The sequence below is a fragment of the Nocardiopsis sp. NPDC006938 genome, from assembly GCF_042869555.1.
Taxonomy (GTDB): Bacteria; Actinomycetota; Actinomycetes; order Streptosporangiales; family Streptosporangiaceae; genus Nocardiopsis.
Map to the genome: position 1 here is coordinate 404,946 of NZ_JBIAGA010000004.1, position 22,530 is coordinate 427,475.

Here is a 22,530-nt window from a genome sequence, read left to right on the forward strand (position 1 = left end):
GCCAAGGGACTGTGCCCGACCATCGCTTCGCTTCAGAGAGCAGCCGGGGGGTGGGGGCGGGGATACCGGGGTGGAAGTTCCAGTCCTGGGGTTGGGCTACCACCTGGCCACGGACCTGCACTCTGCCCAACCCCGCCCCCGGACCATTCGTGTGAAGGCTTCCGAAGGGGCTCTGGGCACTGGACGTCACAGGCGTCCTCACGAGCGCAGCGCCCACTACCGGTTCCAGCGGCATGGTCCTAAGTGGTGTGTTCCGCGTTTTTCGGAGTCGGATTCTTGGATCGTACCGATCCGGCGGCTCCGCCTTCCCACCCGCGAGGGGGAGACCTCCGTACTCGCCTGCGGTCCGCGGCAGGCGCCGCCGCTGGTCCTCCTCCATGGGTCGGGAGCCAACGCGAGCCACTGGTTCGCGGACCTGCCCGCCTGGTCGGAGCACTTCCGCGTGTACGCGGTCGACCTGGTCGGCGAGCCCGGGCTGAGCGCGCCCTCCCTCCCCGACCTGTCCACGGAGGCGGGCGCCCTGTGGCTGGACGACGTACTCTCCGGGCTCGGCGTGGAGCGCACCGCGATGGTCGGGACCTCACTGGGCGGCTGGACCGCGCTGGACTACGCCGTGCGCCGCCCGGGACGCCTCACACGCCTGGTGCTGTCCTGCCCGGGCTGACTGGGCGCAGAGCCGGTGGCGTGTTCTGGGAGCCGGGCTGCTCATGCTGGGCGGACCCCGCGCAAGGGAGCGCTCGGTCCGCTACCTCGTCGGGCTCGACGGCTCCGGTGACGCGCGGGTCCTGGACGAGGTGATGGCGGTCTTCACCCGGTTCCGCCCCCGCACCGACCCCCTCCCCGTCGTCATCGACGCCGACCTTCGGACCCTGGACCTTCCGCTCCTGGTGAACGTGGGCGAGCGCGACCGGATGTTCGACTCCGCGGAGACCACCCGGCGGGTGCGCACGTGCGTCCCGGGGGCCCGGGTACGGGTAGTGCCCGGCGCCGGGCACGCCCTCACCGGTCTGACCGCGCCGGTCCTGGAGTTCCTCCTGGACGAGCGGAACCGGCCCGGGCCGCCGTGCCCGCGCTGACCGCGTTCGCGGCCACGATCGCCAGGACCGCCGCGATTTCCGCACCGCCTAGCGTCTGCCCGAGCACCCACCAGCCCGCCAGCGCCGCCATCACCGGGTGCACGCTCATGAACAGGCCGAAGAAGCGGGCCGGGACCCTGCGCAACGCGTACAGGTCGCCCAGGAACGGCACCGTCGAGCAGAGCACCCCCGCCACGGCCGCGCACAGCAGCGCCGCCAACGTGGGCGGGTTCAGGTACAGCACGAGGGCGCCCACCGGAGCGAACACCAGAGCCGACACCCCGGCGGCGGCCGCCGACCCCTCGATCCCCGGCAGCCGTCGCCCCACCGTCCGGTTGAGCAGGATGTAGGCCGCCCAGCACGCCGCCGCTGTCAGGGCCAGGGCGATCCCGAGGTGGTCGGTGGTGGGCTGCGGTCGGGTCAGGACCGCGACCGCGCCGCCCGCCACCAGCGCGCACACCAGGTCGGTCCAGCGGCGTGTGGCGGCCAGGGCCACCGCCAGCGGGCCGAGGAACTCCAGGGTGACCGCCAGACCCAGTCCGATCCGGTCGACGGCCAGGTACAGGGTCAGGTTCATAGAGCCGAACACCGCCGCCATCGCCAGCACCGGCCACCACTGCCGCCAGGTGAACGTCCGCAGCCGGGGCCGCCCCACGGCCATCAGCACGGCGCCCGCCACCCACTGGCGGACAGCGACCACGCCCACGGGACCGATCACGGGGAAGGCGAGCGCGGCGGTGGCCGCTCCCACCTGGTTGGAGGCGCCTCCGGCGAGCATCACCGCCATACCGCGCCAGCGTCCGGTGCCCGTCTCCCGGCCGGTCTCCCCGGCCGTGTGCCCGTCGGTGTCGGTGGAAGTCGTCATGGCGCGAGCATCCACCCGCGGTTCGCATACGCAAAATGCATACGAGCGATCTTCTATACGCTGAACGCATGGATCTCGAACTCCGCCACCTGCGCTGCCTGGTCGCGATCGTGGACTCCGGAGGGTTCAGCGACGCCGCCCTCGAACTCGGCGTGTCCCAGGCGGCGGTCTCCCGTAACCTGGCCGCCCTGGAGGGGGTCCTCGGTGTGCGCCTGCTGCACAGGACGAGTCGCCACGTCACCCCCACCACGGCGGGAGTACAGGTACTGGCCCGCGCCCGCCACCTGCTGGCCGAGGCCGACAACCTGGTGAGCGAGGCCACCAGCGGGCACACCCGCCTGCGGGTGGGGCACGCGTGGTCGGCCGTGGGCCGTCACACCGCCGAGTTCCAGCGCCGCTGGGCCGACCGGCACCCCGGGATCGCCCTCCACCTGATCCGCACCAACACCCCCACGGGAGGGCTCGCCGAGGGGCTGTGCGACCTCGCGGTGGTCCGCGCCGCCTTCGACGGCCGACGCTTCGACAGCGCCGTGGTCGGGCACGAGCTCCGGCACTGCGCCATGGCCTCCGACGACCCCTGGGCGCGCCGCCGGTCCCTGCGCCTGGAGGAGCTGACCGGCCGGGTCCTGCTCTACGACCGACGCACCGGCACCACCACCGCGGACCTGTGGCCCGACAACGCCCGGCCGGAGATGGAACCCACCCGGGACATCGACGACTGGCTGGCCGAGATCGCCACCGGCCGGGCGGTCGGCATCACCCCGGAGAGCACCGCCACCCAGTACCGGCGCGACGGTATCGTCTTCCGACCGCTGCGCGACGCACCGCTCATCCCGGTGCGGCTGGTCTGGCGGCGGCACGACCCGCACCCGGCCACGCACGCGGCGGTCGCACTGCTCACGGAGCTGTACGCCCGCTAGAGAGCGGCCGGGAACCCGCCGGGAGAACCACCCCGGTCGTCGGTGTGCCCGGCCGGTGGGCTCGCCCCGCCCGGGCCGGAGGGTCAGGGGTTGAGCGAGTCGATGAGGTCGACGACACCCACCTGCTGGAGCCCGTTGACGAGCAGGAGGAGGCCCACGATGCCGACGACCCAGGACAGGGCCTCCCGCGAGCCCGCGTCGATCCGCTCCCGCCAGCGGTCCAGCCTCGGGCGCAGGCGCTCGCCGAACGCACGGTGGGCCAGGTAGAGCAGGACCGGCGGGAGCACCATCACCAGGTTGTAGGCGGCGAGCACGGGCAGCCAGGCGTGGACGGCCAGGCCCGAGGCGCTCATGATGCCGATGGCGCCGAGGTAGGGGAGCGCGGTCCCGGCCTCCAGCAACCCGGTGGCCAGGCCCAGCCCGATCATCGTGGTGGTGCGGAACGAGGCCGGGCGACGCGGGGGCCGCTTGCTGTTCGGCATCACCCAGGAGTAGGCGAACAGCCCGCCTCCGAGGACCACCATGCCCCAGCCCGTCAGAGGGCTGTCGGCCAGGGGGGTGAGGCGGTCCATCACCGCGCCCAGACCCAGCATGAGCGCGCACCCGAGCGCGAAGTAGAACAGCGCCACCGTTCCGAGGTAGGCGAACAGCGGACGGGCCACGGAACGGGCTCCGCTGAGCAGTACGAAGAGGGAGACACCCAGCGTGGTGGGGCTCAGGGTGTCCAGGAGCGCCAGACCGGCGACCGGAAGGAGGACGTCCAGGGGAGGCATGCGGTACTCCGGATCTTTTCAGCTCGACTGTGCGAAATAAAATAACACAAGTGTGCTAAAAAAGTGGAGTGCCCAAGATCGTCGATCACGAAGAACGCCGCCGCGCGCTGGCCGAGGCTCTGTGGAGGGTGATCGCCCGCTCCGGACCGCAGACCGTGTCCATCCGTACCGTCGCCGCCGAGGCGGGTCTGTCCTCCGGCGCGTTGCGCCACTACTTCCAGACCCGCGAGGAACTCCTCGTCTTCGCCCTGGACCTGTCCGAGGAACGGGTGGTCCGGCGGATGCGGGAGCACTCCCGCGACCAGGACCCCGACGCCACCGTGGTCGAACGTGCCGCCGGGTTCGCCGAGCACATGCTCCCCCTGGACGAGATCCGGCGCGCCGAGTACCGCGTCTGGGAGGCCACCGGGATCATCGGCGAACGCGATCCCCGCCTGGAGGAGCGCTGGAACCAGCAGCGGGGCCTGTACCGCCAGCTCGTGGGCGCCCTAGGAGGCCTTCCCCGCCTGGACGACCCCGCGAGGACGCACCCCGACCCCTGGCTGGAGGACTGGGCCTCGTTCCTGCACACCTTCGTGGACGGGCTCTCACTCCAGATAATGGTCAACCCGGACCAGGTCCCGCCCGACACCGCGCGGGCCCGACTGCGCGCTTTCCTGACCCACGTCGAGTCCAGCAGGCGGTAGCCGCCCCGGTCCGTACCGGACGTGGACGGGCCACCCCTCGGACTTGGACATACTGGATGCCGACACGGGGTTTCCAAGGGATTCGGGGGGATGGCGTGACCACCACGCAGGGCGACGGGAACGTTCGGGAGCACGGGAGCGGGGTCGAGTTCAGGGCCGCACGACCGGAGGATGTCCCCGCGCTGGTCGAGCTGGTCAACTCCTGCTACCGGGGCGACGACTCACGCCGGGGCTGGACCACCGAGGCCGACTTCCTCGACGGGCAGCGCGTGGACGCCTCCGCCATGACCGAGCTGCTGGGCCGTACCAACACCCTGGTGCTCGTGGGCGAGTCCGGGGGCGAGATCGTCACCTGCTGCGAGCTCCAACGCAGTGTCAACGGCGCCTACTTCGGGATGTTCTCCGTGCGGCCGGAGCTCCAGGGGGCGGGCCTGGGCCGGACCGTGCTGGCCGAGGCCGAGCGCACGGCCGCCCAGGAGTGGGGCTGCCGCCTGATGCGGATGAAGGTCCTCAAACAGCGCCCCGAACTCATCGCCTGGTACGAGCGGCGCGGCTACACCGGGACCGGGAAGACCGAACCCTTCCCCTACGGCGACACCGCCTTCGGGCTGCCGCGCCGGGACGACCTGGCCTTCGTCGAACTCACCCGCGAACTGCACCTGGACTGACCGTCAGCGCGGTTCGAGGTTGGCCGACATGCGCTCCAGGACGTCGACGGCGTCGCGGTACTCCTGGTCGCCGATGCCCTCGCACAGCCGTTCCCGGGCCCGGCTCACCCGCTGGAGGAGCTCACCGTGGGCACGCCGCCCCTCGGGAGTGAGCTCCAGGGAGACCAGCCCGCTCACCCACCCGCGCCGGCGCAGCGACTCCACCACCGGGGCCACGCCCGTCTCGTCGTCCTCCAGAAACGGCGCCAGGCGCTGGTCCAGCTGGAGAACGGTGCCGGGGTCGACGTGCAGGGAGTTGAGCACCTGCCACTGACGACGGCTCACGGAGTCCTCGGCGAGGGTACGGTCGAGGTCGTTCTCGATGAGCCGGTCCAGGTGCTTGAGCCAGTACCCGATCGGTAGGTCGGACATGGGGCCTCCGGGTGGCCGAGGTCTCGGGACGGATCGACGATATGTCGCCCGCCCGGGTCCCCGCCAGCCCTTGAGCGGGGTGTCACCCCGCGAGTCCGGCGCGGGCGAACCGGGTCCGGGAGGGTGTCCGACCCAGCCGGTAGTGTGCCCGCATGCCCGACTCCCGTTCCGCACCGCGGTACCTGCGCGGCGACGCGACCAGCCCCCAGGCCTCCGGGCCCAAGATCATCGCCCACGTGTGCAACAACCGGGGCGGCTGGGGCAAGGGGTTCGTCCTCGCCCTGTCCCGCCGCTGGTCCGCGCCGGAGCGCGACTACCGCGCCTGGCACCGGGGGCGGTCCGCCAACGACTTCGCCCTGGGCGCGGTCCGGTTGGTGCGGGTGCTCCCCGACGTCCACGTGGCCAACATGGTCGCCCAACACGGGGTCAGGCGCGGAAGCGGCGGCCCGCCGATCCGCTACGAGGCGCTGGCCACCTGCCTCGGCAGGCTCGCCGACCACGCCCTGGAACTCGGGGCGACGGTGCACATGCCCCGGATCGGCTGCGGACTGGCGGGCGGCCGGTGGGAACACGTGCTGCCCCTGATCCGGGAGCACCTCCTGGAACGGGGCGTGAGCGTCACCGTCTACGACGTGGACTGAGCCGGGCGCCCCGGGCTGGGGTCAGGGCCCCTCGACGAGGCCGGTGAGCACCCGGCGAACCATGCGCTCGAACAGGACGTGGGTGTCCTGGTCCGCGCCCGGGCTGGCCGCCAGCGCGGCCGTGACCAGCGGGTGTCGGTCCGGGGTCGCGGCCGCGCCGGGTACCCGGGTTCGGGAGGGGGAGTCCCCCTCGGTGGCGGCACGTCGGATCTCGGTCCGGGCGAACAGGGTCACCAACCCGTTCACCAGGCCGATCGTCTCCAGCCGGGCGGGGTGGGCCAGCCGGGTCGGCTCGAGCGCGCGCAGGGCGTACTCCAGGTAGTCCATCCCCCGGGGGCCGGGGACCGGCTCGGTGGGAAGGTCCAGGAGCCACGGGTGGTCCAGGTGGGTCCGTTTGGCCCGGGAGGCCAGCGCCGCCAGGTCCTCGACCGGGTCCCCGGTCAGCGCCACGTCCAGGTCGATCTCGCCGGAGACGGCGTCCGCCATGAGATCGAGCAGGTCGGCGCGCGTGGACACGTACCGGTACAGCGAGGCGGGTCCGGTGCCCAGCCGCCGCGCCACCTGGCGCATGGACACCGCCGCGAGGCCGCCCTCGTCCGCCACCGCCACGGCCTCGGCGGTGATCTGGGCGCGGCTGCGCTCCGGTGCCGGGCCCCGGGCCCCGCGTTCCGGCCGGTTCCACACGGTCGTCGGTTCGTCTTCCACCGGGCCCCTTGTCTTCACGTGTCGGCGTACCCCTATCCTATTACCGAGAACACCGATCGCAGTATTGGGAGGCGTCATGGACACCAACATGTGGACCCCGACCAGGTGGGCGCGTAACGGCGCCGTCCGACTGGCTCACGACTCCTGGGTCGAAGCACCGCCCGAAGGCGAGCCGCTGCTGCTCATCATGGGTCTGGCCGTCAACCGGACCTGGTGGCCGGACGGCCTGTGCCGAGCACTCGCCGACCAGGGCTTCGCCGTCGCCCGCTACGACCAGCGCGACTCCGGGGAGTCCACCCACCTGCCGCCCACCCGGACCAAGATGCCCGTGACCGCCCTGCTGGGCAGGCGCGGCGACGCCTACACCGCCGAGGACATGACCGACGACACCGTCGCCGTACTGGACGACCTGGGGTGGCCCTCGGCGCACCTGTTCGGGATCTCCCTGGGCGGGGCCGTCGCCCAACGCGTCGCCGTGCGTCACCCCGACCGGGTCCGCACCCTCACCACCGCCTGCGCCGTCCCCGGCGACGTGGGCGGGCTGGGCACCCTGCGGTACATGAACCTGCCCTCCACCCTCAAGCTCAGCCGTATCCGCTTCCCCGACACCAGGGAGGGCGCGATCGAGGCGAACGTGAACATCGCCCGCTTCTGCGCGGGCCCCCGAGAGCCCTTCGACGAGCGGGCGGCCCGCGCCCGCTTCGAGGCCATGGCCGACGTGGGCGCCCGCGACCTCGAAGCGCAGAGCAGGCAGATCGGGGCCCAGTGGCACGGGCCGCCGATCAGTGAGGTCAGGGCGCCGACGCTGGTGTTGCACGGCACGCACGACCCGCTGGTCCGGCCGCGCGCCGCCGCGACGATCGCCGCGCGCGTTCGGGGCGCCCGTCTGGTGCCCCTGCCCGGCGCCGGACACGAGCTCCCTGCCCGGACCTGGCCGAACGTGGCCCAGGAGGTGCGCGCGCTCGCGGACTCCGCGCGGTGAGACGGGCGACGGGTGGGCGGGGCGCGGAACGGGGTCAGCCCGGAACGCGGCACAGGACCGCGCCCCGGGGGATGACGAACACGCCGTCGGGGTGCTCGCTCCACCGCCGCCAGCCGGCGGAGATCCACTCCAGGTCGTCCTGGCTTGCCATGCCCCGGCCGACCGCGTCCCGGCCCATGGTCGACTCCAGGATGCGGCGCGACCACATCCCGCCCCACCAGGCACGGCGTTCGGGGTCGGAGTGGTTCCATACCTCCGCGACATGGCTGACCTCGGTGAACCCGGCCGCGTGCGCCCAGGCCAGCAGGTGGCGCCCGGCATCGGGTTCGCCGCCGTTGGCGCGGGCCACCCGCTGGTACAGCGCCATCCACGCGTCCAGTTCGGGCAGGTTCGGGTACCAGTGCATCGCGGAGTAGTCGCTGTCGCAGGCGGCCACCACCCCGCCCGGCCGGGCGACACGGCCCATCTCGGCCAGCGCCCGGACCGGATCGCCCACGTGCTGGAGGACCTGGTGGGCGTGGACGACGTCGAAGGTGTCGTCGGGCAGGTTCAGGGCGTGGACGTCACCGACCACGAAGTCGACGTTGTCCACACCGGCCTCCTCCGCGTGGGCGCTCGCCCGCTCGACCGCCTCGGCGGAGGCGTCCACGGCGGTGACACGCCCCGGCGCGACCCTGCGGGCGAGGTCGACGGTGATGCTGCCGGGTCCGCAGCCCACGTCCAGCAGGGAGCGGCCGGGCCGGACCTCCGAGAGCGCGTAGGCGGCCGAGTTCTCGGCGTCGCGCCACAGGTAGGAGGAGGTGACGATCGGGTGCTGTCCGTGCGTGTACCGGGCCATGGCGTTCCGCCTTCGTCTCGGGGGCTCCGGTCGACCCTACCCGCGAGTCTCCCCCTGCGAGATCCACTTCTCACTGAGTGAGACGAAACCTGGGTGGCTCAGGAGTCCAGGCGTCCGCCCAGAGCCTCCAGATCCGGGACGAACCAGCACTGGGTGCCGCGCTCGCACTCGCGGACCAGGTCGCGGAAGGCGTCGCTGGCCGCCACGTGCCGGGAGACGTCCCCGACCACGGCCAGGCGCAGGCGGTAGTTGGCGAACTTCTGGAGGAACTCTCCAGCCACACCGGTGCGCAGGCGGAAGAAGTCGTCATCGAGGCGTTCGGCGGGTACCACCACCCAGGTGACCCCGTGGTGGAAGGCGTCCCCGATCACGTCCGCGGCCTCGCGCAGGGGCGGGCCCTGCTCCGGGCAGAGCATGACCGGGTGTGCGCCCAGGTGGTGGACCTCGGGGAGGGACATCGGTGCGGTCTCCTGTTCGGGATCGTGTGGGCCGGACCGTTCCGGCGTGCTCACGACCGGTCTCCCGTGAGGGAGTCGACGTAGCCCAGCAGGGTCGCGGTGGAGGCCAGGTCGCCCACGATGACGACCTTGAGCCGGGAGCGCTCCGGGTCGTGCACGACCTGCACGTGGACGCGGCCCCGGTCCTCGGGACGTCCGGTGACGGTGAGCAGGGTGGTGAGGCGGTCGACCGTGGCGCGGTCGACGTCGTCGACCTGCACGACGGTGGAGGCCTCCGCGTGGGGGGTTCCCCGGGGCGGCGTCGCCTCCTCCGCCAAGGGGCCGCCGGTGAACTCCTCCAGGTCACTGCGGCGGACGCGGTACTGCTTCCCGATCCGGGTGGCCGCCAGGCGTCCCTCGCGAACGTAGGCGCGCACCGTCTTCACGTGCAGGCCCAGGAGGTCGGCGACCTGGTCGATCGAGTAGTACTGCCGGGTCACGTCTCTCCTCACGAACGGCCTATCTTCCTTGAGATTCCCTCATTGTACGCGAAGAAGCGCGATGTTAGGGAAGTTTGAGGAAGATGATGCGGCGAGGGAGAAGCGGGTACAGAAGGGGAGAGGGCAATCCACGGGGGGAGAGGGGGAGCCATGGCGCTCCTGCACACCATCAGACCGTGTCTGTGGTTCGACGACCAGGCCGAGCAGGCGGCGGAGTTCTACACCGGCGTGTTCGAGAACTCGCGTGTGCTCAGGACGACGCGCTACGGCCCCGACATGCCGGTCGCCGAGGGCACCGTGCTCACCGTCGAGTTCGAACTGGACGGGGCACGCTTCACCGCGCTCAACGGCGGGGACCGGTTCACCTTCGACGAGGCGGTCTCCTTCCAGGTCATCTGCCGCGACCAGGCCGAGTCGGACCACTACTGGTACGCGCTCGTCGACGGCGGCGAGGAGAGCCAGTGTGGTTGGCTGCGGGACCGCTTCGGGCTGTCCTGGCAGGTCTATCCGGAGGAGCTGGACTCCCTGGTGTGGGACTCCGAACCCGAGCGCGCGTACCGCGCCACGCAGGCCATGCTCACGATGCGCCGGATCGACCTGGAGGCGGTGCGCCGGGCCGCGGACGGCGTCTGAGCCCACCGGGGAGTCCCGGCGCGCTCGACGCCGGGGCTGGTTTTTCTCAGGTCCTCATGTGTGCCGCGAGCTGGTCCGCGACGCTCCGGGGAGCGCGGCCCAGGAGTTCGCCCAGCAGCGGGTCCCGTTCGGCGAAATACCCCTCCCGCGTCGCACGGAACATGGTGAGCGTGAAGCGGGCCGCGCTCTCCGGCATGCCGCGCGCCACCTGGTCCGCGACCCACTGCTCGTCGTCGACGACGACGCGTTCGACGGAGCGTCCGCTGAGCGCGGAGACGATCCCGGCGAAGTCGTCGAGGGTGACGGCCTCCTCGGCGACCAGGGTCATGGCCCCGTCGAAGGAGCGGTCGCCGGAGAGGATTGCGGCCGTGGCCTCGGACAGGTCGGCGGGGGCGGTCCACGGGACGGGGCCGTCGTCCGGAGCCGCGATCACCCCGGTCTCCCGCCACGGACCGAGCACGGCATCGAAACTGTGGCCGAAGAAGCCGTAGCGCAGGGAGGTCCAGGCGACCCCCGAACCGGAGAGGATCTCCTCGGTGGCGGCGTGGACGGCCGCCGGGGGGTACGGTCCCTCGAACGCGGCTCCCTGTTGACTCGTGTACAGAATCCGCCGGGTCCCGGCCGCGACCGCCGCCTCGATCGCGTTGCGGTGCAGACTCACCATGTCGGCCGTCGGGTCGTTCCCGGACACCAGGAGCACCTGGTCGGCACCGGCGAAGGACGCGCGCAGGGCGGCCGGGTCCTCATAAGAGGCCTGTCGCACGCGCACTCCGCGCTCAGCGAGGTGCCGGGCCCTGGCGGGGTCCCGCACACTCACACCGACCCGTTCGGCTGGCAGGCGGCTGAGGAGGTGTTCGACTGTGCCCCCGTTGAGGGTGCCAGTGGCGCCGGTGACGACGATCATGTTCGCGGTCCTTCCTTGCGTGCCCGTGCCGTGTCGGCCTCCGAGCTGGTGGCGCCCGGTCCAATAACTTGACCGACCGGGTCAGTTTCGCTTCCGCCCACGACCGTAGATAAGCTGACTCTGCCAGTCAAGTTATGGCGGTGGCGAGAGGCGGCAGAATCCATGACCGGTGCTACACCCGCGAACCCCCGGCTGCGCGCCGACGCCCGGCGCAACGCGGAGCAGATACGCCGGGCGGCGATCGCCGCCTTCCAGGGGCGGGGTCTGAGCGTGCCGCTGGAGGAGGTGGCCCGGGCGGCGGGAGTGAGCAAGGCGACGATCTTCAACCGGTTCGGCGGCCGGATCGGCCTCATCGAAGCCGTCATCCAGGAGGTCGTCGCCGACGAGCTCGACGCCGTCATCGACCACACGCGGTCCCTGGACGACGCCGGGGATCGAATGGACCACTACCTCACCGCGATCCGCGACCTCCAGTACCGTCAGCCCACCACCAACGACGTCCTGCTACAGGACTATCCCCATTCGCGGCAGCTCATGGACATCTGCCGTGCCGCGGGAGAGATCTACGAAGAACTCGTCGAGGACGGACACGCCTCGGCGGCCCTGCGGCCCGAGTTCACGGTGGACGACCTGCACGCGCTCGTCGTCGACAACGCTCTCGCCCTCAAACACGGTGCGCTGCCGCCCCGTGACGCCTACGACCGCCGCACCGCCTACCTCCTCGACGGCATCCGAGCGCCGCGGGGGATGTCCGGCGCCTGACCAACCCGACCTCCTCATCGGCCGGTGGTGGGCCTCGGACCACCCGGTCAACGGGCACCCGGTGAACGACGAAGGGCGCAGTCACCGCACAGGCCGCCCCCGGGCACGCGGTAGTACAGGCAACACGTGGTCCTGCGCAGCGTCGCCCTTCCCGCGCCGTCCACGCCCGTGTAGGAGCCGGTGCCGGCCAGACACGGGCGTTCCAGCAGCGCCCGCACCACCGCCTCCGCGTCCGCGCGCCGGTCCCTGCGCGCCGCGCCCAGGGCGCGCGCGGCACCCGCCAGGGCCGAGCCGGTGTTGCCCCGCAACAGTCCCGGAGAGATCCGACCGAGCCCGGTCAGTGCCTCCTCCACCCGCGCCAGGACCCCCTCCACCACCGTCTCCTCCAGCCACGCGGCGACCGCGGCGACGTCCTCCGCCAGCACGGCGGCACGGGTCTGCGCCGTGCCCAGGGCCAGTGGTCCCGAGCGTCCCGGCTGGTACGCCAACAGGTCCGCGCGCAGGCCCGCACCGTGGCACAGGCCCGCCGCCAGGATGGGAGAGAGCATCCGGGAGGCCAAACCCTGGTGGAACAGCGAGGCCCCCACCCGCCACTCCACGTCCTCGGCCCCGCCGCCGGCGAGCGCCCCGAGCTGGCCCCGCACCCGGTGGACCTCGGCGGCGAGCCGCTCCCGCCCGGACGCGCGGGCCCAGCCGGAGACCGGCTCCCAGCCCCCGTCCAACGGCGCCGCCCGCACCCGGAAGAACACGTTGACGTCCCCGACGTCCTCCAACACCCGTTCCAGCACCACGCCCCCCGGTCCACGAACCCGAACCACCACCCTGCACCACCCCGGCCCGCACGCCACCACGCGGGTAGTGCTGGCACCACCCGCGTTCCTCGTGCTGCTGACCTCGTCCCCGGTGCCCCGAATCCCTAGATTGGTCCCGTGAGCGGTACACGGGAACAGCGGGCGCACGGCGCGCGGCGGGGCGGCGGACGGGTCGGAGCCCGGCTGTCGGCCCTGGCCGGGGTACCGTTCGCCGCCGAGTCGGCCGTGAGCGCACGGCGCCAGCTCCTGGTCCAGGTCCTGCACCTGATGACCTCCATGACCCTGGCCCTGTTCTACCTGATCCCCGTGTCACTGCTGGTCACCGTCGTCACCTGGATCGGTATGGGGATGTACCTGCCCTGGACCGACCTCGGGATCGACTTCCCCGTCTCCCGGATCGTCTGGGACTCGCTGGGATTCCTGGTCGCCCTGCCCGTCGCCGCCACCCTCCTGGCCCGGCTGGCCTGCCGGGTCCAGCGCGACCGCCTCGCCAACGTGTTCGGCATCGTGGAGACCGACCCGCCCGACCCCATGGCCGACGACGCCCCCTGGACCCGAGCGTGGCGGTTCGTCTTCGGCCGGGAGGCGTGGACCATGGTCGTCTACAGCACCGCCGCCGGACTGCACGGGCTCTTCGCCGCGGGACTGGTCGTGGTGTTCGTGGTGTGCGGAGGGGCCGCGGCGATCGGCGCGTCCCTGGGGGTCGCCTACATCCTGGCGATGGGCTCGCCGGGCGACCTGACGGGGCCCCTCGTCCTGGTCATCGCGGGACCGCTCGCCGCCGTGGTCGGGCTGCGTCTGGCCCCGTACATGATCTCCACCGAGGTCCTCCTGCACCGCCTACTGCTCTTCGAGGCCCCCGAGGTCCGCATGCGCCGTCGCCTCCTGCACGTGCAGGACAGCCGCCTGCGCATGGTCGACGAGGCCGAGGCGGAGCGCCGGAGGATCGAACGCGACCTGCACGACGGCGCCCAGCAACGGCTGCTCGCGCTCACCATGACCCTCACCCGGGCGCGCGCCCGGCTGTCCCACGACCCCGAGGGGGCACGCGAACTCATCGCCGAGGCGCAGGCGGAGTCCCGCGAGGTCATGACCGACCTGCGCCAGGTGGCGCGCGGCCTGCACCCCCGGGTCCTGACCGACCACGGGCTCGGTGCGGCCCTGCCGGTGGCGGCCGGACGCTCCCCGGTACCGGTCCGACTCGACGTCGACCTGCACGAGCGTCCCTCGCCCCGCGCCGAGGGCGTGGCCTACTACGTGGTCTGTGAAGCGCTGACCAACGTCGCCAAGCACGCCGGAGCCGACCACGTGGCGGTGGTGGTCGAGCACGTCGCCGCCACGCGCCACGAGGCGGAGCTGCTGCGTGTCACCGTGACCGACGACGGGGTCGGAGGAGCCGACCCCGAGGCGGGCACCGGTCTCTACGGGCTGTGGGACCGCGTGGACGCCGTCGACGGGGAACTGAACGTCCACAGCCCGACCGGCGGGGGCACCGTCCTGACCGCGAACATCCCATGGAAGGCGTGACCGTGAGCACGGCCCACACACACGACGGGCGGCGGGAACCGCGCGTCATCATCGCCGAGGACAGCGTGCTGCTGCGCAGCGGCATGGTTCGGCTGCTGGAGGACGCTGGGGTCGAGATCGTCGCCGCGGTGGGCGACGCCGACGCGCTGATGGCCTCCGTGGCCGAGAACCCCGACGTGGACCTGTGCCTGATCGATATCCGGATGCCGCCCACGTACTCCGAGGAGGGCATCGAGGCGGCGGTACGCATCCGCCGGACCCATCCGGGGGTGGCGGTCCTGCTGTTGTCCCAGCACGTGGTCAGCCGGTACGCCGCCGACCTGCTCGGCGGCGGCGCGGAGAGGGTCGGCTACCTGCTCAAGGACCGGGTGGCCGATATCGAGGAGTTCCTCGGGGTGCTGCGCCGGGTCGCCGGGGGAGGGGCGGCGATCGACCCCGAAGTGGTCTCGCAGCTGTTGAGCAGAAACCGGGACCGCGCCCTGGAGAGCCTCACCCCGCGCGAGGGCGAGGTCCTGGAGGTGATGGCCCAGGGCCTGAACAACGCCGGGATCGCCGACCGGCTCACCATCACCGACCGGGCCGTGGAGAAGCACATCAGATCGATCTTCACCAAGCTCGACCTCGGTCAGGACGACCACGACCACCGCAGGGTCCAGGCGGTGCTGCGCTACCTGCGCGGCGCCGACCGGGACTGACCCGCGCCGCATCCGGCACCGGACACACCAGAGGGAGGGCCGAGCCTTCCAGGAAGGGAAGAACATGACTTTCAGGGCACGGGGCCTGTACGCCTCCTCCAGCAAGGAACGCGGAGGCTTTCGCAGGGGGCCGTGGATGTTCCTGGGCGGAGTGCTCGTGCTGGCACTGGTGGTGGTCACCGCGCTCTCGGTGCTGGGGAACATGACCGTCAACCAGTCGGACCGCGCGGACTCCTTCGACGGGGTGAACGCGCTGGAGATCGACAACTCCACCCTCGGCGGGGTCGTGCTCCGGGGCGGCGAGGACGGCGGGATCACGGTGGACCGCAAACTGCGGGGCAGCCCGCTGTCGGAACCGGACGAGGACATCGAGACCTCGGGGGACACCCTGGAGATCGACGCCGACTGTTCGGGGCTGGGACTCTTCGACACCTGCTCGGTGGACTACGACGTCACCGTCCCCGCCGGGACCAGTGTGGACCTGCGGACCGTCAGCGGGCTGGTCTCCGTGGAGAACCTGGAAGGCGAGCTGAGGGTGGAGACCTCCAGCGGCGCCGTGGACGTCACGGAGCAGGTCGGCGCGGTCGAGGTGGAGTCCGTCTCGGGCGACCTCGTCCTCGACGGGGTGGAGGGCGCCGTGGAGGCCCACACCGTCAGCGGCCGGATCACCGCCTCCGGCGCGGGCTCCGTGCTGGACGTCTCCACCACCTCGGGGGAGGTCGTCGCCGAGGGCTTCGGCGCCGAGGAGGTCCGTGCCGAGTCGGTGAGCGGGTCCATGGAGTTCGGCGGCGGGTTCACCACCCTGGAGGCGTCCACGACCTCCGGCGGGATCAGGATCAGGACCACCGAAGCCTTCGAACTGCTGTCGGTGGAGACCGTCAGCGGCGAGGTCGTGGCCACCGTGCCGGACGGGGTGTACGAGGTCGAGGGTGATTCGGTGTCCGGGCAGCGCGACATCGACGTCACCACCGGGTCCGGAGCCGACGGCACCATCGACGTCTCCACCACCAGCGGATCGGTACGCGTGAGTTCCTAGGTCCGGGGCACGCTGTCAGACCTACCGGCGTTCGAAGCGCAGCGCCGCCCAGTCGGAGTCGATCGGCACCAGGGCGGTGCTGCGCCACCCCGCGTCCACGAACGTCTCCCAGCCCTCGTCGGCGGTCAGGTCCGTGATGATGGTGCCGCCCCGCTGGGGGAAGCACACCCACAGGCGGGTCGAGGGCCCGGCGAGTTCCAGGGCGCGCGGTCCCTCCCGGTCGACGGTGCCCCGGTCCAGGGTGAACAGGTGCAGGTCGTCGTACTCGGCGCCCTCGACCGGACCGAGGTCGATGTGGAGGTCGGGCGGGGGGTCCAGCAGCCGCAGGTAGCGTTCCGGGGCGTTGAGGACGAGCAGCCGGTCTCCGGGCTCGACTCCCAACCTCCGGGCGAGTGTCTCCGACATTCCTCCTCCGTTCACGCGCCGGGCCGTGCGCGGCCTCTCCTGGGCCACCGTACGGTTCCCGCGCTCCGAATCCGAGGACCTCCCCCGTCTCGACCCGGACATGACCGTCTTTTTAGGATGCGCTCATGACACTTGAGAACGGTGGGCCGCGCTGGGGCGTGGTGGGGACCGGCGGAATCGCCCGCGCCTTCATGAAGGGGCTCCTGGCCGTCCCCTCGGCCCGGGTCACGGCGGTGGGTTCGCGCACGCGTGACCGGGCGGAGGAGTTCGGGCGCGAGTGGGGCGTGCCGAACCGCCACGGGAGTTACGAGGATCTCGCCGCCGATCCCGACGTGGACGCGGTGTACGTGGCCACCCCGCACCCCTGGCACCATCCGAACACCCTCCTGATGCTGAACGCGGGCAAGCACGTGCTCGTGGAGAAGCCCATGGCGATGAACGCGCTCCAGGTGGCGCAGATGGTGGCGGCGGCCCGGGCCAACGACCGCTTCCTGATGGAGGCCCTGTGGTCGCGCTTCCTGCCCGCCTCCAAGCTCGCCCGCGAGCTGGTCGCGGACGGTGCGGTGGGGGAGCTGTGCGCGGTCTCGGCGGACTTCGGGATCAACGTGCCCTACGACCCCGACCACCGGCTGTTCAACGTCGACCTCGGCGGCGGCGCCCTGATGGACCTGGGGGTGTACCCGCTGTCGTTTGCGGCGCAGTACCTGGGTGAACTCACGGTGGTGGGTGCCACCCGGCAGTTGTCCCCGGACCGGATGGTCGACACCCAGACCACCGTGCTGGTGCACGGGGAGAACGGGGTGAGCGCCGCCCTGAACTGCGCTTCGCGCAACGTCCTGCCCAACCGTGCGGTGCTCGCCGGGACGGACGGGTGGATCGAGATCCCGTCGTTCTGGGCCGCGACGGAACTGGTCCTGCACCGGGAGGGCGGCGCTTCGGAGCGGTTCCACCGGCCCTTCCGCGCCAACGGCTACGAGTACGAGATCGAGGAGGTCGGGCGCTGCCTGGCGGCCGGGGAGCGGGAGAGCTCCGAGATGACCTGGGCGGAGAGCCTGCGGCTGGCCGGGGTCACGGACCAGATCAGGGACGTGGGCGCCCTGGTGGGCGGCCCGTCCACGCCCTAGAACCGTCCCCCGGGGATGAGCCCGCCCGCCCCCGCTCCGGTGGGGGTGGCGCGGACGGCGAAGTCGTCGCGCGTCGGCCTGCCCGGCGCGGTCCGGCCCCGGGTGGCGTGTGCGGGGCGCGGCCGAGAGGTCAGGGCGCGGCCCAGCGCGAACCGTGCCAGGGGGAGCGCCCCCATGCGGGCCACGACCAGGACCGCGTCCTTGGGGCCGACCTCACGGGCGAAACGGGCGTCCAGTACGGGGTCGCCGCTGCGGGGGGCCACCCCGTAGATCTCGCCGTCGAACATGCGGTAGGCGTCGCGGACCAGCAGGGACTCGGGGTCCAGGCCGGGGCCGTCTCCGAGCCATTCGGCGGCGTCGGCGGCGATCCGCTGGACCAGACCGGGCACGGGACGGTCCTGTCGGGGGAAGACCCGGGCCGGGCCCAGGCCCTTGCGCCAGCCCGCGTAGACGGCGGGGTGGCGCGTGCGCAGGACGACGTAGGTGCTGGACAGGGGGTGGGCGAGGACCTCGCGGTTGAGGAAGTGCGTCATTAGCGCGGCGGAGAGTCCGGACCTGCGGTGGGCGGGCACCACTCCGGCGGCGTCCAGGTACAGGGCGTGGCGGGCGGCGAAGCGGCGGCGGTGGTAGCCGCCCCAGCCGACGGGGACTCCGTCCGGGCCGAGGATGAGCGCGAGCGAGGAGATCTGGTCGAAGAACCCGGAGGCCATCCTCGCGTGCCAGTACCCGGAGTGGTCGGCGCCGAAGGCGCGGGCGGCCAGGTCGCGCAGCGTGTGGTGGAGCCGTGCCCGGCACGCGGGTGCCAGGGATGTGGGGTCGTCCCAGCGGGCGACACGGTAGCCGGGCCGGAGCGGGCGGATGGTGGGCGCGACACTGAGTTCGCGCAGTTCCAGGCTGTGGTGTCGAATCTGGTCGGGCACGCGGAAGCCCCACTTTCATTACTCTACGAAAGTAAACGACTCCTTAACGTAGCGGCTTTGTGGCGTTCTCGGGCCGACTTGACCCAACTGGAGGTTCCCGGGACTACCCGGACACCGGGACAGGGGAGACGCCCGACCGCCGCCGGTACCGGTTCCACGCGACCCCCGCGTAGGCGCAGCCGATCACGCCCGCGATCACGAACCGCGAGGCCACCAGGTACTGCGCCGGGTACAGGACGCCCGTGATGTGGAAGTCGATGAACCCGTTCTCCATCACCGCGCGCCCGGTCCGCTCCCGCGACCAGTTCTCGACCTCGGTGAGGAAGCACGACCACCCGACGATGACGATCCCCAGCGCGTAGACGGCCACCAGCAGGTGCGGCCAGAACAGCCGCGGCCACCTCCAGGCGAGGAAGCCGCCGAGAACGACGTAGGCGAAGAACAGGTAGTGGAGGACCATCGCGATGTGGCCGATCAGGAGGGGCATACCGCGAACCTAGGCCGGAAGGGGACCGCCGGACATCGGTGCGGGTACCCACCACCGGTGAGCACCCGTACTCATGCGCCCGGGCCGCCGCCCTCCCGGACCGGGCGCCCACGGGCTCCCGTACGCGTGAGGCGGTCGCCCAACCGGACCATCTCCTCACGCAGCTCCACGGGCTCCTCGACCCACATGTCGACGTCGAGCATGGCCAGGTAACAGGCCATGCCGACCAGGTCCTCGCCCGCGCACAGCAGGACGCAGGAGTGCTCGTCCACCGCCTCGACGACGCCGTGGCGAGCCGCCGGGCCCTCCATGGCGGTCTCGGCGGACACACCCAGCCGCACCCGCGCCTTGATCGGCCACATGTGCAGGCTCATGCGGTCGGCCAGGTACCCGGCCACACCGCCCTCGGGTGCCTCACGAGGGGGCACCCGCGGACCCGTGGGGGTGAGCGGGCGCATGCGGTCGACCCGGAAGGTGCGCCAGTCGTCGCGGCCGGTGTCCCAGGCCACGAGGTACCAGCGCCGCCCCCGGGAGACCAGCCGGTGCGGCTCCGCGGTCCGGCGCGCGGTCGTGCCGTCGTGGCGCTCGTAGTCGAAGCGCAGCACCTCGCTGTCGCGGCACGCCGCCGCCACGAGTGTGAGGGTCCGCGAGTCGACCGTGGGGCCCTCGCCCGGCATCGGCACGGTGAAGGTGCCCAGCGCGTCCACGCGGCGCCTCAGCCGGGAGGGCAACACCTGGAGGAGTTTGGCCAGGGCCCGCACCGAGGTCTCCTCGATCCCGGAGACACCGCCCTGCGCGGCGGTGCGCAGCCCGACCGCGACCGCCACCGCCTCGTCGTCGTCCAGGAGCAGCGGAGGCAGCGCGGCGCCCGCCCCCAGCTGGTAGCCCCCACCGGTGCCCATGGTCGCCTGGATCGGATACCCGAGATCGCGCAGGCGCTCCACGTCGCGGCGAACGGTGCGGGGGCTGACCCCCAACCGGTCAGCGAGGTCGGCTCCCGGCCAGTCCTTGCGGGTCTGGAGGAGGGACAGGAGCTGGAGCAGCCGGGCCGATGTCGACTTCATGCCCCGAGTGTGTCAGGAGTGGAGGTCGGTTTCCGTCCTCCACTCCTGACCGGGTTCCCCGCGCGGCGGTACTGGCGGCGGGTGGACGCGCTCGGGGTCGTGGGCGGCGCGGTCGTCTCCGGTTCGTTCCAGGGGTTCGACCAGGGGTGCCTGCTCCACGCGCTGCGGGAGCTGGGCCCCGGATTCGTCGGCGTCACCCAGGTCCCGCACGACACCCCCGACGAGCGCATCGTCGAACTCGCCGACCACGGGGTGCGCGCCCTGAGGCTCAACCCGTACCGGCACAGGCAGCGCGGCCACCCTGCGCCGCCACTTCGACACCGTGCTCGGGGTCGCGCCCGACACCTACCGACGCACCTTCCGTGCGACCCGCCCCGGACGGTGACCGGGGCAGGGCTCCGCGCGGGTGCGGTCCGGCCCCGGTCAGGTGGCCGTCGGTGCGGGGTGGTCGGGAACCAGCACGCTCAGGCAGGTGACGCAGGCCTCCAACTTCTCGAACTCGGAGATGTCGACCGGCAGTACCCGCCAGTGGTCGGCGGCCAACTGGTGGATGGTCTCGTGGGCGGCGGCGCTGACCAGCACGTCGCGGCCGCCCAGGGGCAGCACGTGCGCTCCGGGCTCCTCGGCGACGGGGCGCACCGGCGGCAGCGCGGCGGTGTCCACCAGCTCGGGCAGGCCCACCAGGGTGCCGTCCGGCAGGGCCGTCACCGCCGACTTCAGGTGCAGGGCCCGCCCCAGCCGTACCCGGCGGACCTTGCGGCCCAGCGGCGCCAGGTGGCGTTCGAGCTGCCGGGCGCCCTCCTCGTCGGTGCGCTCCCCGATCCCGACGTACACGTCCTCCCCGACCTGGAGGACGTCGCCTCCGTCGAGGGTCCCGGGCTCCTCGATCCGTACCACCCGCAGTCCCAGGGCGCGGACCGTGGCCTCCACACCCTCGACCTCGCCCCGGCGCGCCTTCGCCCCCGGCCGGGTCAGGACGGCCAGGTCCTCACACACCACCAGGGGGTCCTCCACGAACACCGAGTCCGGGAGGTCGGGCGCCGCGTCCACCTCGTGCACACGCCACCCGGCCGAGGCCAGCGTCTCCTGATAGATCGTGTACTGGCGGGCCGCCAACACCGGGTCGACCGGGGTACGGGCGACATGGGTGACGATGCCGTCGGCCAGTCGGGGACCGGGGCGGCGCATCAGGGCGACGCCGAAGGTGCTGAAACCGTCCATGCGAACTCCAGGGGATCAGGGGACCGGGAGGCCGGGCTCCCATGAGGGGAGCCGCAGCGTATCGCCACTCCCTACCCCGTTTGGAGGACCGGCACGCGGACCGAACGGCTTGTTCGTCGGCGCAGGTCAGGGCAGGGTGGACATATGGACGTGATCGTTGTCGGCGGCGGGATCGTGGGGGCCAGCGCGGCCTTCCACCTGACGAAGAAGGGGGTGTCCACCGCGCTGGTGGACGCCTCCCACCTGGGGCAGGCCACGGCGGCCGGGACGGGGGTCGTGTTCCCGTGGCCGTTCCCCTGGGACGCGCCGCCGGTGTGGGGCTTCAAGGCCCGCGCCGCCGCGCACTACCCCGAGCTCATGGCGGAGCTGGCCGAGGACGGGCAGAGCACCGGGTACGAGGTGGTCGGCGGCCTGTCCGTGGACCGCGAGGGCGGGGACTCCGGGTACGAACTGCTCAGCACGCTCTCCCAACGACCCGAGTTCGCCACCATGGGCCGTGTGGAACGGCTGTCCGAGGGGGAGCCCAGAGACCTCTTCCCCCTGATGCCCGAAGCCTACTCGGGGGTGCGGGTGGAGGGCATGGCCCGGATCGACGGGCGCCGGGTGCGGTCCGCCCTGTTCGACGCCGCCGGGGAGCGGGGACTCCGCTACTACAAGGGCGACTCCCGGCTGCTGTGGAACGGCCACAGGGTCACCGGGGTCCGGGTGGGCACGGAGGACCTGGAAGCCCGGACGGTGATCGTGGCCGCCGGGGCGTGGTCGGCGGGGCTGTTGTCCGTGGCCGGGGTCGACCTGGGGGTGCGCCCGGTACGCGGACAGGTGACCCACTTCGCGCTCCCGGGGCGGGACACCCGCCCGTGGCCGGTGGTGCGGTTCGGCGAACTCGACCACTACGTGAGCGCCTTCGGCCCCGACCGGGTGGTCACCGGTGCCACCAGTGAGCCCGAGGCGGGGTTCGACCGCAGGGTGACCGCCTCCGGCCTGCTGCACAACCTGTCGTCGGCGCTGGAGCTCCTCCCGGAGCTGGCCGAGGCGAGCGTGGTGGAGACCCGCGTGGGGTTCAGGCCCGGCACCCACGACGGCCAGCAGTTGCTCGGGCCCGTGGAACGGCTGCCCGGTGTGCTGGTCGCCACGGGGCTGGGGTCGGAGGGGCTCACCTTCGGCCCGTTCCAGGGGGTGGTGGCGGCCCGCCTGGCGATGGGGGAGGACCCGGGGCCGGACCTGTCCGCGTTCGTCCCCGACCGCCCCCAGCACCCCTCTGTGGCCTGAACCCCGGGCGGGGGCACCAGGGCGCCGGCGGGGGGAGGCCCTCCGCGACGGCGGACCGCACGGCCCGGGCACAGAGACGACTTCTCTGACCCCGGTGCCCTTCTCTGGCCCCGGCCCCCGGCCGCCGGGGCGGCGCCCGGGGGGTCCCCGGTCCCGCCCCGCACCGGCG

Annotated in this window: 29 protein-coding genes; 14 read left to right on the forward strand and 15 right to left on the reverse strand. The window is 72.5% G+C overall.

Features of this window, described 5'->3' with window-relative positions:
• The first annotated feature begins 151 nt into the window (after positions 1–151).
• On the forward strand, positions 152–664 hold the full coding sequence (locus ACFYL4_RS09335; protein ID WP_387517723.1) for an alpha/beta fold hydrolase: 513 nt from the start codon (positions 152–154) through the stop codon (positions 662–664).
• Between the two features lie 43 nt (positions 665–707).
• Positions 708–1,076, forward strand: coding sequence for an alpha/beta fold hydrolase (locus ACFYL4_RS09340; RefSeq protein ID WP_387517725.1), 369 nt, complete (start codon positions 708–710; stop codon positions 1,074–1,076).
• Here the strand turns inward: ACFYL4_RS09340 and ACFYL4_RS09345 are convergent.
• On the reverse strand, positions 1,000–1,941 hold the full coding sequence (locus tag ACFYL4_RS09345; RefSeq protein WP_387517727.1) for a DMT family transporter: 942 nt from the start codon (positions 1,939–1,941) through the stop codon (positions 1,000–1,002). The genes ACFYL4_RS09340 and ACFYL4_RS09345 overlap by 77 nt on opposite strands.
• Positions 1,942–2,009: 68 nt before the next feature.
• On the opposite strand from ACFYL4_RS09345, the gene ACFYL4_RS09350 reads away from it, so the two are divergent.
• The gene (locus tag ACFYL4_RS09350) at positions 2,010–2,861 is read left to right on the forward strand and encodes a LysR family transcriptional regulator (protein WP_387517729.1); all 852 of its coding nucleotides are present in this window, start codon (positions 2,010–2,012) and stop codon (positions 2,859–2,861) included.
• Positions 2,862–2,944: 83 nt separating this feature from the next.
• Here ACFYL4_RS09350 and ACFYL4_RS09355 read toward each other — a convergent pair whose 3' ends face one another.
• The gene (locus ACFYL4_RS09355; RefSeq protein ID WP_387517731.1) at positions 2,945–3,634 is read right to left on the reverse strand and encodes a GAP family protein; all 690 of its coding nucleotides are present in this window, start codon (positions 3,632–3,634) and stop codon (positions 2,945–2,947) included.
• Positions 3,635–3,702: 68 nt separating this feature from the next.
• Here ACFYL4_RS09355 and ACFYL4_RS09360 point away from each other — a divergent pair, with 68 nt between their 5' ends.
• Both ACFYL4_RS09360 and ACFYL4_RS09365 read left to right on the forward strand, forming a co-directional pair.
• Positions 3,703–4,320 carry a TetR/AcrR family transcriptional regulator gene (locus tag ACFYL4_RS09360; RefSeq protein ID WP_387517733.1) on the forward strand — a complete coding sequence of 206 codons (618 nt, stop codon included), beginning with the start codon at positions 3,703–3,705 and terminating at the stop codon, positions 4,318–4,320.
• A 95-nt stretch (positions 4,321–4,415) separates the two neighbouring features.
• On the forward strand, positions 4,416–4,988 hold the full coding sequence (locus tag ACFYL4_RS09365) for a GNAT family N-acetyltransferase (RefSeq protein ID WP_387517735.1): 573 nt from the start codon (positions 4,416–4,418) through the stop codon (positions 4,986–4,988).
• A 3-nt stretch (positions 4,989–4,991) separates the two neighbouring features.
• Here ACFYL4_RS09365 and ACFYL4_RS09370 read toward each other — a convergent pair whose 3' ends face one another.
• A complete protein-coding gene (locus tag ACFYL4_RS09370; protein WP_357762065.1) occupies positions 4,992–5,399 on the reverse strand; it encodes a MarR family transcriptional regulator in 408 nt (135 codons plus the stop codon).
• 152 nt (positions 5,400–5,551) lie between these two features.
• Here ACFYL4_RS09370 and ACFYL4_RS09375 point away from each other — a divergent pair, with 152 nt between their 5' ends.
• Complete coding sequence (locus ACFYL4_RS09375) at positions 5,552–6,040, forward strand: macro domain-containing protein (RefSeq protein ID WP_357762062.1); 489 nt, start codon at positions 5,552–5,554, stop codon at positions 6,038–6,040.
• 21 nt (positions 6,041–6,061) lie between these two features.
• Here ACFYL4_RS09375 and ACFYL4_RS09380 read toward each other — a convergent pair whose 3' ends face one another.
• A complete protein-coding gene (locus tag ACFYL4_RS09380; RefSeq protein ID WP_357762059.1) occupies positions 6,062–6,745 on the reverse strand; it encodes a TetR/AcrR family transcriptional regulator in 684 nt (227 codons plus the stop codon).
• 76 nt (positions 6,746–6,821) lie between these two features.
• On the opposite strand from ACFYL4_RS09380, the gene ACFYL4_RS09385 reads away from it, so the two are divergent.
• Positions 6,822–7,727 (forward strand): alpha/beta hydrolase, encoded by a 906-nt coding sequence (locus ACFYL4_RS09385; protein ID WP_357762056.1) that lies wholly within the window; start codon positions 6,822–6,824, stop codon positions 7,725–7,727.
• A 34-nt stretch (positions 7,728–7,761) separates the two neighbouring features.
• Here the strand turns inward: ACFYL4_RS09385 and ACFYL4_RS09390 are convergent, their stop codons facing one another.
• The 3 genes from ACFYL4_RS09390 to ACFYL4_RS09400 form a co-directional block, all read right to left on the reverse strand.
• On the reverse strand, positions 7,762–8,565 hold the full coding sequence (locus ACFYL4_RS09390) for a class I SAM-dependent methyltransferase (RefSeq protein ID WP_387517740.1): 804 nt from the start codon (positions 8,563–8,565) through the stop codon (positions 7,762–7,764).
• A gap of 98 nt (positions 8,566–8,663) precedes the next feature.
• On the reverse strand, positions 8,664–9,077 hold the full coding sequence (locus ACFYL4_RS09395; RefSeq protein WP_387517742.1) for a DUF4180 domain-containing protein: 414 nt from the start codon (positions 9,075–9,077) through the stop codon (positions 8,664–8,666).
• The gene (locus tag ACFYL4_RS09400; RefSeq protein ID WP_387517744.1) at positions 9,074–9,502 is read right to left on the reverse strand and encodes a helix-turn-helix domain-containing protein; all 429 of its coding nucleotides are present in this window, start codon (positions 9,500–9,502) and stop codon (positions 9,074–9,076) included. Before ACFYL4_RS09400 ends, ACFYL4_RS09395 begins: the two co-directional genes overlap by 4 nt.
• A 150-nt stretch (positions 9,503–9,652) precedes the next feature.
• On the opposite strand from ACFYL4_RS09400, the gene ACFYL4_RS09405 reads away from it, so the two are divergent.
• Entirely contained in the window at positions 9,653–10,135 is a 483-nt protein-coding gene (locus tag ACFYL4_RS09405; RefSeq protein WP_357762045.1) for a VOC family protein, read from the forward strand.
• Between the two features lie 46 nt (positions 10,136–10,181).
• Here ACFYL4_RS09405 and ACFYL4_RS09410 read toward each other — a convergent pair whose 3' ends face one another.
• Entirely contained in the window at positions 10,182–11,039 is an 858-nt protein-coding gene (locus tag ACFYL4_RS09410; protein ID WP_387517746.1) for an NAD(P)H-binding protein, read from the reverse strand.
• A 162-nt stretch (positions 11,040–11,201) separates the two neighbouring features.
• Here ACFYL4_RS09410 and ACFYL4_RS09415 point away from each other — a divergent pair, with 162 nt between their 5' ends.
• Positions 11,202–11,801 carry a TetR/AcrR family transcriptional regulator gene (locus ACFYL4_RS09415; RefSeq protein ID WP_387517748.1) on the forward strand — a complete coding sequence of 200 codons (600 nt, stop codon included), beginning with the start codon at positions 11,202–11,204 and terminating at the stop codon, positions 11,799–11,801.
• A gap of 47 nt (positions 11,802–11,848) precedes the next feature.
• On the opposite strand, the gene ACFYL4_RS09420 is transcribed toward ACFYL4_RS09415, so the two are convergent.
• On the reverse strand, positions 11,849–12,592 hold the full coding sequence (locus tag ACFYL4_RS09420; protein WP_387517750.1) for a (2Fe-2S)-binding protein: 744 nt from the start codon (positions 12,590–12,592) through the stop codon (positions 11,849–11,851).
• 138 nt (positions 12,593–12,730) lie between these two features.
• On the opposite strand from ACFYL4_RS09420, the gene ACFYL4_RS09425 reads away from it, so the two are divergent.
• The 3 genes from ACFYL4_RS09425 to ACFYL4_RS09435 all read left to right on the forward strand — a co-directional run bounded on the left by ACFYL4_RS09425 (position 12,731) and on the right by ACFYL4_RS09435 (position 15,871).
• Positions 12,731–14,140 carry a histidine kinase gene (locus tag ACFYL4_RS09425; protein WP_387517752.1) on the forward strand — a complete coding sequence of 470 codons (1,410 nt, stop codon included), beginning with the start codon at positions 12,731–12,733 and terminating at the stop codon, positions 14,138–14,140.
• Positions 14,128–14,835: a response regulator gene (locus ACFYL4_RS09430; protein ID WP_387517754.1), complete on the forward strand. Its 708-nt coding sequence runs from the start codon at positions 14,128–14,130 to the stop codon at positions 14,833–14,835. Before ACFYL4_RS09425 ends, ACFYL4_RS09430 begins: the two co-directional genes overlap by 13 nt.
• Positions 14,836–14,899: 64 nt before the next feature.
• Positions 14,900–15,871: a DUF4097 domain-containing protein gene (locus ACFYL4_RS09435; RefSeq protein WP_387517756.1), complete on the forward strand. Its 972-nt coding sequence runs from the start codon at positions 14,900–14,902 to the stop codon at positions 15,869–15,871.
• 21 nt (positions 15,872–15,892) lie between these two features.
• On the opposite strand, the gene ACFYL4_RS09440 is transcribed toward ACFYL4_RS09435, so the two are convergent.
• Positions 15,893–16,276 (reverse strand): hypothetical protein, encoded by a 384-nt coding sequence (locus tag ACFYL4_RS09440; protein WP_387517758.1) that lies wholly within the window; start codon positions 16,274–16,276, stop codon positions 15,893–15,895.
• A 125-nt stretch (positions 16,277–16,401) separates the two neighbouring features.
• Here ACFYL4_RS09440 and ACFYL4_RS09445 point away from each other — a divergent pair, with 125 nt between their 5' ends.
• Positions 16,402–17,400, forward strand: a complete 999-nt coding sequence (locus tag ACFYL4_RS09445; RefSeq protein WP_387517760.1) for a Gfo/Idh/MocA family protein — start codon at positions 16,402–16,404, stop codon at positions 17,398–17,400.
• On the opposite strand, the gene ACFYL4_RS09450 is transcribed toward ACFYL4_RS09445, so the two are convergent.
• The 5 genes from ACFYL4_RS09450 to ddaH form a co-directional block, all read right to left on the reverse strand.
• Positions 17,397–18,320 (reverse strand): GNAT family N-acetyltransferase, encoded by a 924-nt coding sequence (locus ACFYL4_RS09450; protein ID WP_387517762.1) that lies wholly within the window; start codon positions 18,318–18,320, stop codon positions 17,397–17,399. The genes ACFYL4_RS09445 and ACFYL4_RS09450 overlap by 4 nt on opposite strands.
• Before the next feature lie 103 nt (positions 18,321–18,423).
• A complete protein-coding gene (locus tag ACFYL4_RS09455) occupies positions 18,424–18,807 on the reverse strand; it encodes a DUF2784 domain-containing protein (RefSeq protein WP_387517764.1) in 384 nt (127 codons plus the stop codon).
• 71 nt (positions 18,808–18,878) lie between these two features.
• Positions 18,879–19,871, reverse strand: coding sequence for a helix-turn-helix transcriptional regulator (locus ACFYL4_RS09460; protein ID WP_387517766.1), 993 nt, complete (start codon positions 19,869–19,871; stop codon positions 18,879–18,881).
• A 12-nt stretch (positions 19,872–19,883) separates the two neighbouring features.
• On the reverse strand, positions 19,884–20,216 hold the full coding sequence (locus ACFYL4_RS09465) for a hypothetical protein (RefSeq protein WP_387517768.1): 333 nt from the start codon (positions 20,214–20,216) through the stop codon (positions 19,884–19,886).
• A 78-nt stretch (positions 20,217–20,294) separates the two neighbouring features.
• Entirely contained in the window at positions 20,295–21,092 is a 798-nt protein-coding gene (ddaH, locus tag ACFYL4_RS09470) for a dimethylargininase (protein ID WP_387517770.1), read from the reverse strand.
• Positions 21,093–21,236: 144 nt separating this feature from the next.
• On the opposite strand from ddaH, the gene ACFYL4_RS09475 reads away from it, so the two are divergent.
• Complete coding sequence (locus ACFYL4_RS09475; RefSeq protein WP_387517773.1) at positions 21,237–22,361, forward strand: NAD(P)/FAD-dependent oxidoreductase; 1,125 nt, start codon at positions 21,237–21,239, stop codon at positions 22,359–22,361.
• The last annotated feature ends 169 nt before the right edge of the window (positions 22,362–22,530 follow it).

Coding starts and splice junctions, on each gene's coding strand:
- ACFYL4_RS09440 (WP_387517758.1), bottom strand. CDS start 16,276: ATGTCGGAGACACTCGCCCGGAGGTTGGGAGTCGAGCCCGGAGACCGG.
- ACFYL4_RS09475 (WP_387517773.1), top strand. CDS start 21,237: ATGGACGTGATCGTTGTCGGCGGCGGGATCGTGGGGGCCAGCGCGGCC.
- ACFYL4_RS09375 (WP_357762062.1), top strand. CDS start 5,552: ATGCCCGACTCCCGTTCCGCACCGCGGTACCTGCGCGGCGACGCGACC.
- ACFYL4_RS09410 (WP_387517746.1), bottom strand. CDS start 11,039: ATGATCGTCGTCACCGGCGCCACTGGCACCCTCAACGGGGGCACAGTC.
- ddaH (WP_387517770.1), bottom strand. CDS start 21,092: ATGGACGGTTTCAGCACCTTCGGCGTCGCCCTGATGCGCCGCCCCGGT.
- ACFYL4_RS09350 (WP_387517729.1), top strand. CDS start 2,010: ATGGATCTCGAACTCCGCCACCTGCGCTGCCTGGTCGCGATCGTGGAC.
- ACFYL4_RS09445 (WP_387517760.1), top strand. CDS start 16,402: ATGACACTTGAGAACGGTGGGCCGCGCTGGGGCGTGGTGGGGACCGGC.
- ACFYL4_RS09415 (WP_387517748.1), top strand. CDS start 11,202: ATGACCGGTGCTACACCCGCGAACCCCCGGCTGCGCGCCGACGCCCGG.
- ACFYL4_RS09355 (WP_387517731.1), bottom strand. CDS start 3,634: ATGCCTCCCCTGGACGTCCTCCTTCCGGTCGCCGGTCTGGCGCTCCTG.
- ACFYL4_RS09390 (WP_387517740.1), bottom strand. CDS start 8,565: ATGGCCCGGTACACGCACGGACAGCACCCGATCGTCACCTCCTCCTAC.
- ACFYL4_RS09385 (WP_357762056.1), top strand. CDS start 6,822: ATGGACACCAACATGTGGACCCCGACCAGGTGGGCGCGTAACGGCGCC.
- ACFYL4_RS09435 (WP_387517756.1), top strand. CDS start 14,900: ATGACTTTCAGGGCACGGGGCCTGTACGCCTCCTCCAGCAAGGAACGC.
- ACFYL4_RS09370 (WP_357762065.1), bottom strand. CDS start 5,399: ATGTCCGACCTACCGATCGGGTACTGGCTCAAGCACCTGGACCGGCTC.
- ACFYL4_RS09340 (WP_387517725.1), top strand. CDS start 708: ATGCTGGGCGGACCCCGCGCAAGGGAGCGCTCGGTCCGCTACCTCGTC.
- ACFYL4_RS09345 (WP_387517727.1), bottom strand. CDS start 1,941: ATGACGACTTCCACCGACACCGACGGGCACACGGCCGGGGAGACCGGC.
- ACFYL4_RS09405 (WP_357762045.1), top strand. CDS start 9,653: ATGGCGCTCCTGCACACCATCAGACCGTGTCTGTGGTTCGACGACCAG.
- ACFYL4_RS09460 (WP_387517766.1), bottom strand. CDS start 19,871: ATGAAGTCGACATCGGCCCGGCTGCTCCAGCTCCTGTCCCTCCTCCAG.
- ACFYL4_RS09455 (WP_387517764.1), bottom strand. CDS start 18,807: ATGCCCCTCCTGATCGGCCACATCGCGATGGTCCTCCACTACCTGTTC.
- ACFYL4_RS09430 (WP_387517754.1), top strand. CDS start 14,128: ATGGAAGGCGTGACCGTGAGCACGGCCCACACACACGACGGGCGGCGG.